The organism is Actinophytocola sp. (assembly GCF_045807065.1).
Classification (GTDB): Bacteria; Actinomycetota; Actinomycetes; order Mycobacteriales; family Pseudonocardiaceae; genus Actinophytocola.
The window spans coordinates 1-7,302 of sequence record NZ_JBJMIE010000693.1; the positions used below are offsets into that span (position 1 = coordinate 1).

Here is a 7,302-nt window from a genome sequence, read left to right on the forward strand (position 1 = left end):
CACACAATCCCACCACAACACTCATACCATCAACTCGGGCTGCCCGAACACCGCGGTGTCGGCCGCCACCACCAGGTCCGCCGTCAGCGCCAGCTCGCAGCTGCCGCCGAGCGCGTAGCCCGCGACGGCCGCGACGAGCGCCGTCTCGACCGCGCCGATCCGCCGCCAGCTCGCGCCACGGGCGGACGCGGCGTACTCGACGGGGGAGATCTCCCGCAGCTGCCGCACGTCGGCGCCCGAGGCGAACAGCTCGCTGCCGCCGGTGAGCACGACCGCCCGGACACCCGCGTCGGCGTCGAGCGCCTCGAGGGTGTCGGCCAGCTCGACCAGCAGCTCGGTCGACAGCGCGTTGCGGTTCTCGGGTGAGTCGAGCGTGACGATCGCGACGGCATCGATGTCGACGTCGTCCCTGGTGACGGTGACCTTTCCCATGCGCCGCAGCCCCTTGACTTCACTGGTGCCGAAGGTACGGTTGTCAGCATCTACGTCGACGTTGATTTTGGCAACTGGACGGTTCGGCAGAGGAGTCGCGGCCATGGGTGTGCTGTGGGAACCGACGTTGGACGCCGAGGCCGCGCACTGGCGCGACCTGGCGCGGAAGGTCGCGACGGAGCGGTTCGCCCCGCTGGCCGAGGAGCTGGACCGCGAGCAGCGCTACCCCCACGAGCACGTCGCGACGTTCGTCGAGACCGGGCTGTCCGGCATGCTCGTGCCGAGCGAGTTCGGCGGCACGGGGCTCACGATGACCGCGATCTGCGCGGTGGTCGAGGAGGTCTCGGCCGCGTGCGCGTCGACCGGCGCCATCCTCGCCGCGCACGCCCTCGGCGCGGTGCCGCTCCTGCTGGCGGGCACCGACGAGCAGAAGCGGGACATCCTCGGGCCGCTGCGGGCCGGTGCGGCCATCAGCTTCGCGCTCACCGAGGAGGGCGCCGGCAGCGACGCCGCCGCGCTGCGCGCCCGTGCCGAGCCCGACGGCGAGGGCTACCGCCTGTACGGCGAGAAGATCTACATCGGCAACGGCGGCATCTCCACGCGCTACGTCGTGTTCGCCAAGACCGACCCGGCCGCGGGCGCGCGGGGCATCACGGCGTTCATCGTGCCGGCCGGCGCGGAGGGCGCGGTGGTCGACCGCGTCGAGGACAAGATGGGCATCCGCGGCACGCGCACGAGCAACCTCAGGCTCGACGGGGTGCGGGTGGCGAAGTCCGACGTGCTCGGTCAGGTCGGGCGCGGGCTGAAGCTGGCGTTGCGGACGCTGGACCTCGGCCGGGTCACCGTCGCCGCGCAGGGGCTCGGCATCGCGTCCGCGGCGTACCGGCTGGCGGCCGCCGAGGCCGTGCGGCGGGAGACCTTCGGCAGGCCGCTGATCGAGAACCAGGGCATCGGGTTCCGGCTCGCGGACGTCGCGGTCGAGCTGTCGGCGGCGCGGATGCTCACCTACCAGGCGGCGGGTGCCTACGACGCGGGGCAGCCGGTGTCGATGCCGGGCGCGCGGGCGAAGCTGTACACGAGCGAGGTGGCGCACCGGGCCGTCGACCTGGCCGTGCAGGTGTTCGGCGGGGCGGGCTTCTGCAAGCCGTGCCCGGCCGAGCGGCTCTACCGCGACCAGCGCGTGCTGGAGATCTACGAGGGCTCGTCGGAGATCCAGCGCCTGGTGCTGTCCCGCGCGATCGCCACGGAGGTCGCGCAGGGATGACCGGGCAGGTGGTCGTGACCGTGCGCGCCCCGGAATTGTCGGTGCTCTCGGGTAACGTTGAAACCGGGGGGCCCCCGGGCGCACGAAAGTCCCATTCGTGCGGGGAAAGTGCTGCGTGCGGGGAAAGTGTTGCCGGCGGGGAAACTGTTGCGTGCGGGGAGAGTGCTGCGGGCGGGGAAACTGTTGCGTGCGGGGAGAGTGCTGCGGGCGGGGAAACTGTTGCGTGCGGGGAGAGTGCTGCCGGCGGGGAAACTGTTGCGTGCGGGGAGAGTGCTGCGGGCCGGGAAGGTGCTGCGGGTAGAGAAGATGAGGTGGGCAGGGGAAGGGATGTGGGCGGGCTCGCGGCGGCCGCGTCCGGCGCGGTCGCCGCGACGCTGGGCCAGGCGTTCGTCGCCGCCCGGGATGCCGTCCAGCGCCTGGAACCCGGCGGCGGCGTGCTCCTGCGTTGCGCCACTGTGGACACTCCCGCACTCACCGGCGCGCTGACCTCCCTGTGCCGCAGCCTCGCCCGGGAGGCCGCGCCGCGTGGCGTGCGGGTCAACGCCATCCTCGCCGGGCAGGACGCCGACGTCGCCGCCCTGGTCGAGTTCCTCGGCGGCCCCGCCAGCCTGATGTGCACGGGCGCCGTGCTGGAGGCCGGCTGAGATGGACGTCCGCCACGACTGCGAAACCTGGTCGCCGCAACAAATCCGGGACCACCAGCTGACCCGTCTCAAGACCCAGCTCACCCGCGTCCACGAGACGAGCCGCCACTACCGCCGCCAGTGGGACGCGCTCGGCTGGCACCCCGCCGACCTCCGCACGCTCGACGACCTCGCCGCCCTGCCCACCACCGGCAAGACCGACTACCAGCACGCGATCGACGAACACCCGCCGTACGGGGACTTCCTCGCCGTGCCACGGGAAGACGTGGCCCGCGTGCACTTCTCCTCCGGCACGACCGGCGCGCCGACCCCGGTGGGCTGGACCCGCGCCGACCTCGACCGCTGGGCGGACCTCTACGCCCGCTCCGCCCACAGCCAGGGCGTGCGGCCCGGCGACGTCTACCAGTGCCTGTTCTCCTTCGCCTGGTTCGTCGGCGGGTTGGGCGCCACGCTCGGCTACACGAAGCTCGGCGCCACCGTCATCCCCGGCGGGTCGGGCGACACCGAGCGGCAGCTCGACACGATCTTCCGCTACGGCACCACCGCCGCCGGCGGCACGCCCTCGTTCCTGCTGCACCTCGCCGGCCGGGCGCGCGAGCTGGGCCGGCCGCTGCGGGACTCGCCGGTGCGGCACGTGATGGTCGGCGGCGAACCCGGCGGCGCCGTCCCCGCCACCCGCGCGCTGATCGAACGCGAGTGGGGCGCCCGCTGCTTCGACGGCTACGGCTGCCTGGAGTTCCAGCCGATCGCGTGGGAGTGCGCCGCGCGGGCCGGCGGCCACCTGGCCGAGGACTTCGTCTTCGCCGAGGTGGTCGACCCGGACACGGCCGCCGCCGTGCCGGACGGCGAACCCGGCGTCCTCGTGCTGACGCACCTGGACAAGCAGGCCTGCCCGCTGGTGCGGTGGTGGACCGGCGACGTGGTCGTGCGGGACCGCGACGCCTGCGACTGCGGCCGCACCCACGCCCGGTTGGCCGGTGGCGTGCGCGGCCGGGCGGACGACATGCTCGTCGTGCGTGGCGTCAACGTCTTTCCGTCGGCGGTGGAGAACGTCGTGCGCGCCACGGTCGGTGACCTCGCGGAGTTCCGCGTCGTCCTCGACCCGGCCCTCGCCGACCCCGCCACGGGCTACCCGACCGCCCTGCGGCTGCAGGTGGAGGCGGCCGGCGCGCCGGACCTGCCCGGCCGGCTGGCCGCGAACATCAGAGCGGAGCTCAAGGTGCGGGCGGTCGTCGACATCGTCGCGCCGGGGGAGCTGCCCCGCACGACCCACAAGGCGCGGCGCGTGGTCCGCGCGAACTCCCCGGAGGTGGCCCATCGTGTCCCGTGACGTCCTGCTGCTCGGCGCCGTCCGCACGCCCAACGGGCGCTACGGCGGCTCCCTGCGGGCAACCCCCGTCGTCGAGCTGGCCACTCTCGCGGCCCGGGAGGCGGTCACCCGCGCCGGCATCGGCCCGGAGCTGGTCGAGGAGGTCGTGCTGGCCAACTGCCGGCAGGCCGGCAACGGCCCCAACCCCGGCCGGCAGGTCGCCCTGCGGGCCGGCTTCCCCGAACAGGCGCCGGCGCAGACCATCAACATGGCGTGCGCGTCCGGGCTGAAGGCGGTCCAGCTGGCGCACCAGTCGATCACCTCCGGCGAGGCCGACATCGCGGTGGCCGTCGCCGCCGAGTCGATGAGCACCATGCCCTACCTCGCGTCCGGCGCCCTGCGGTGGGGCGGGGTGAAGCGGGGCGACATCACGCTGGCCGACGGCTGGCGCGACGGCGGCACGGATCCCGTGTGCGGGTTGAACATGGGCCAGACGGCGGAGAACATCGCGTCCCGGTACGGGGTGTCGCGCGCGGACCAGGACGCGTGGTCGCTGCGCTGCCACCAGCGGGTGGCCGCGGCGTGGGAGCACGGGTACTTCGCGAGCCAGGTCGTCGATGTGCCACTGGCCGACGGGGACTCACTCGACCGCGACGAGGGCTTCCGCGCGGACACCACCGCCGAGCGCCTGGCGCGGCTGAAGCCGTCCTTCGTGGCGGGTGGCACCGTGACCGCCGGCAACGCGAGCCAGATGGCCGACGGCGCCGCGGCGGTCGTGCTGGCGAGCGCGGACGCGGTCGCCGCGCACGGGTTGACGCCGCGGGGCCGGCTGCGGTCGTTCAGCGCGGTGGGCGTGGACCCGACGGTCATGGGTGTCGGCCCGGCCTTCGCGATCCCCAGGGCGCTGGACCGCGCCGGAGTGTCCACATCGGACCTGGACCTGGTGGAGATCAACGAGGCGTTCGCCGCGCAGATCGTGCAGAACGTGCGGGAGCTGAAGCTCGACGAGGAACGGGTGAACGTCAACGGCGGTGGCATCGCGCTCGGCCACCCGACCGGCCAGAGCGGTTGCCGGCTGGTGGTGTCGCTGCTGCACGAGCTGGCCCGGCGGGACGCGTCGCTGGGCGTGGCGAGCCTGTGCGTCGGCGGCGGGCAGGGTGTGGCCGCGGTGATCGAGCGGGTGGCGTGATGGACCTGCGGGTGGCGGTGGCGGGCCTCGGCCCGATGGGACGCGGCATCGCGCGCGTGTTCGCGGTGGCGGGTGCGGCGGTGACCGTGGTGGACGTCGACGCGGCGACGACGGCGCGGGGACACGCGCAGCTCCGCGAGGAGGAGGACGTCCCGGTGTCGGTGGCGGCGAGCGTCGCGGCGGCGGTGCGCGACGCGGACCTCTTCATCGAGGCGATCGTCGAGCGGTTCGAGGCGAAGCGGTCGCTGCTGGCGGAGGTTCGGGCGACGGTCCGGGCGGCGGGCAACGACAAGCTGGTGGTCGCGACGAACACCTCGTCGCTGTCCATCGGCGAGCTGGGCGTGGCCTACGGCGACCCGTCGCGGGTGGTGGGCATGCACTTCTTCAACCCGCCGGCCAAGATGCGCCTGGTCGAGGTGATCCGCGGCGCGCGCACCGACCCGGAGGTGGTGGCGCTGGCCCGGGAATGGGTCGCGGCGCTGGGCAAGACGGCGGTGCTGTGCGCGGACTCGCCGAACTTCATCGTGAACCGGGTGTGCCGGCCGCTGTACTACGAGTCGCAGCTCCTGGTGACGCAGGGCATGGCGCCGCCGGTGGTCGACGCGGCGGTCAGGGGCGCGCTGGGGCACCGGATGGGTCCGTTGGAACTGCTGGACTTCACCGGCCTGCACACGCACCTGGGTTCGTCGGAGACGGCGCTGCGCGAGTTCGGCGACCCTCGCTACCGGCCGATCCCGCTGACGCGCCGGCTGGTCCGCGCCGGCACGACGGGCCGCGCGGCGGGCCAGGGCTACTACGACTACGCGGCGGGCAAACCCCGCGATGCCCAGGCGTCGGTACTGCGCACATCCCAACAGTCCGAAGTGGACGTTCGGGTGTACCGCGCGGTCGGCTGCACCCCGCGGGACGTCGCCGCCGTCACGGGACTCGCGCGGCAGGGACGGGTCGTGGTCGACTCGTCGGACGGCGGCTGGGTCGAGCACCTGCCGGCGGGCGTCGGCTGGATCCGGCTGCACGGCGGCTTCGCCGAGGTGGTGGCCGACGAGGTGGCCGGCATCGAGCCGGCCCACGACGCGGTGGACGCCCTCGGCGCGACCTCGGTCCCGGTGCTCGCGTTGCCGGGCCTGGTGGTCGACCGGCTGGCGCACACCATGGCCAACGAGGCGCTCACCCTGGTCGAGGAGGCCACGGCGACGGCGGAGGACGTGGATCTGGCGCTGCGGCTGGGCATGAACCACCCGATCGGTCCCCTGGAGTACCTGACGCGCACCGGGCCGGCCGAGGTACTGGCAGGCTTGCGCGGCATGGCGACCCATTTCGGTGACCCGCGCTACCGTCCGGCCCCACTGCTGGTCCGCCAGGCCGCCGGAAGCCGCCGATGACCACGCTCGCCGAGGCCGTCGAGAGCCTCCGGCCAGGCGACACGGTCTGGCTCGGGAACTTCGGCGCTCAGTTGTTCGCGGTCGGCGAGGAGCTGGTGCGGCAGGGGGCCGCGGGGTTGCACGTCGTGATCGCGTCCGGCGGCTTGCTGCTCGACCGGCTGATCGGCGCCGGTGTCGTGGCCGAGGTGACCTTCGCGCACTGCTGGAACGCCGTCGGACCAGCGCCGACGCCGCACTTCCGCCGCGCATGGCAGGCGGGCGCGGACATCCGGTGGCACGAGCTGCCCATGGGCGTCCTCGCCGCGGCGCTCGGCGCGGCCGCCCACGGCGTGCCGTTCGTCCCCGTGCGGGTGCATCCCGAGACCGGCTACCGTGACTGGGCCGGCGGAATGCTGGCCGAGGTGGCGTCCCCGTTCGGCCCCGCGACCGTCGTTCGCGCCCTGCCGCTCGACGTCGCCTTCGTGCACGCGAGCCTCGCCGACGAAGCGGGCAACGCGAGGATCGGCGCTCCGCCCGGTGAGGCACTCGTCGCCGCGCAGGCCGCCCGGCGCGTCGTGGTGGTGGCCGAGGAACTGGGCGAGGTGCGCGAGGTCGACCTGCTCGGACTGCTCGTCGACACCGTCGTCGTGGTGCCGGGGGCCGTCGCGCCGGACGGGGTGCCGGGTCGCTACCCGCGGGACGTCGCGGCCTACCAGGCGTACGGGAGGGGCGCGTGAACGAGCGGACCGTCGCGTTCCTCGCCGGGGCCGCCCGCGAGTTCCACGGCTGGGTGTTCACCGGCTTCCACTGGCCCGTGCTCGCCGGCGAGGTCGCCACCCGGTTGGGCCGGCCCTGCCGCCAGCTGTTCGAGGCCGGGTTCGCCACCGACGGCCCCGCCGCCGAGCTGCCCACCTCCACCACCGACTTCGCCGCGTTCACCCCGGTCTGGCGGGGGAGCACCGGCGACGTGCTCGGCAGCCTCGTGCGGCGGGTGGACCTGGTCGTGCTCGACGCGGCCAACGTCGACCTCGCCGGCCGGGTCAACTCGACCGCCATCGGCGACTACCGGTCGCCCCGCGTGCGGCTGCCCGGCGGCGGTGGCG

At 74.2% G+C, this 7,302-nt stretch carries 7 protein-coding genes and 1 pseudogene; 7 read left to right on the plus strand and 1 reads right to left on the minus strand.

What is annotated here, in order from left to right:
- Positions 1-21 precede the first annotated feature (21 nt).
- Complete coding sequence (locus tag ACJ73U_RS40745; protein ID WP_407783134.1) at positions 22-432, minus strand: enoyl-CoA hydratase-related protein; 411 nt, start codon at positions 430-432, stop codon at positions 22-24.
- Positions 433-535: 103 nt separating this feature from the next.
- On the opposite strand from ACJ73U_RS40745, the gene ACJ73U_RS40750 reads away from it, so the two are divergent.
- From ACJ73U_RS40750 to ACJ73U_RS40780, 7 genes and pseudogenes are all read left to right on the plus strand, one after another.
- Positions 536-1,696, plus strand: a complete 1,161-nt coding sequence (locus tag ACJ73U_RS40750) for an acyl-CoA dehydrogenase family protein (RefSeq protein ID WP_407783135.1) — start codon at positions 536-538, stop codon at positions 1,694-1,696.
- A gap of 311 nt (positions 1,697-2,007) precedes the next feature.
- The gene (locus ACJ73U_RS40755) at positions 2,008-2,340 is read left to right on the plus strand and encodes a Rossmann fold domain-containing protein (protein WP_407783136.1); all 333 of its coding nucleotides are present in this window, start codon (positions 2,008-2,010) and stop codon (positions 2,338-2,340) included.
- A gap of 1 nt (position 2,341) precedes the next feature.
- Positions 2,342-3,670, plus strand: a complete 1,329-nt coding sequence (locus ACJ73U_RS40760; RefSeq protein WP_407783137.1) for a phenylacetate--CoA ligase family protein — start codon at positions 2,342-2,344, stop codon at positions 3,668-3,670.
- Complete coding sequence (locus ACJ73U_RS40765) at positions 3,660-4,838, plus strand: thiolase family protein (RefSeq protein ID WP_407783138.1); 1,179 nt, start codon at positions 3,660-3,662, stop codon at positions 4,836-4,838. The genes ACJ73U_RS40760 and ACJ73U_RS40765 overlap by 11 nt, the downstream gene beginning before the upstream one ends.
- Entirely contained in the window at positions 4,838-6,220 is a 1,383-nt protein-coding gene (locus tag ACJ73U_RS40770) for a 3-hydroxyacyl-CoA dehydrogenase NAD-binding domain-containing protein (protein ID WP_407783139.1), read from the plus strand. The genes ACJ73U_RS40765 and ACJ73U_RS40770 overlap by 1 nt, the downstream gene beginning before the upstream one ends.
- Positions 6,217-6,936, plus strand: coding sequence for a CoA-transferase (locus tag ACJ73U_RS40775; protein WP_407783140.1), 720 nt, complete (start codon positions 6,217-6,219; stop codon positions 6,934-6,936). The genes ACJ73U_RS40770 and ACJ73U_RS40775 overlap by 4 nt, the downstream gene beginning before the upstream one ends.
- Positions 6,933-7,302 (plus strand): annotated as a pseudogene (locus ACJ73U_RS40780) (hypothetical protein); the annotation flags it as partial. The gene ACJ73U_RS40775 and the pseudogene ACJ73U_RS40780, both read left to right, overlap by 4 nt.

Coding starts and splice junctions, on each gene's coding strand:
- ACJ73U_RS40745 (WP_407783134.1), bottom strand. CDS start 432: ATGGGAAAGGTCACCGTCACCAGGGACGACGTCGACATCGATGCCGTC.
- ACJ73U_RS40750 (WP_407783135.1), top strand. CDS start 536: ATGGGTGTGCTGTGGGAACCGACGTTGGACGCCGAGGCCGCGCACTGG.
- ACJ73U_RS40760 (WP_407783137.1), top strand. CDS start 2,342: ATGGACGTCCGCCACGACTGCGAAACCTGGTCGCCGCAACAAATCCGG.
- ACJ73U_RS40770 (WP_407783139.1), top strand. CDS start 4,838: ATGGACCTGCGGGTGGCGGTGGCGGGCCTCGGCCCGATGGGACGCGGC.
- ACJ73U_RS40775 (WP_407783140.1), top strand. CDS start 6,217: ATGACCACGCTCGCCGAGGCCGTCGAGAGCCTCCGGCCAGGCGACACG.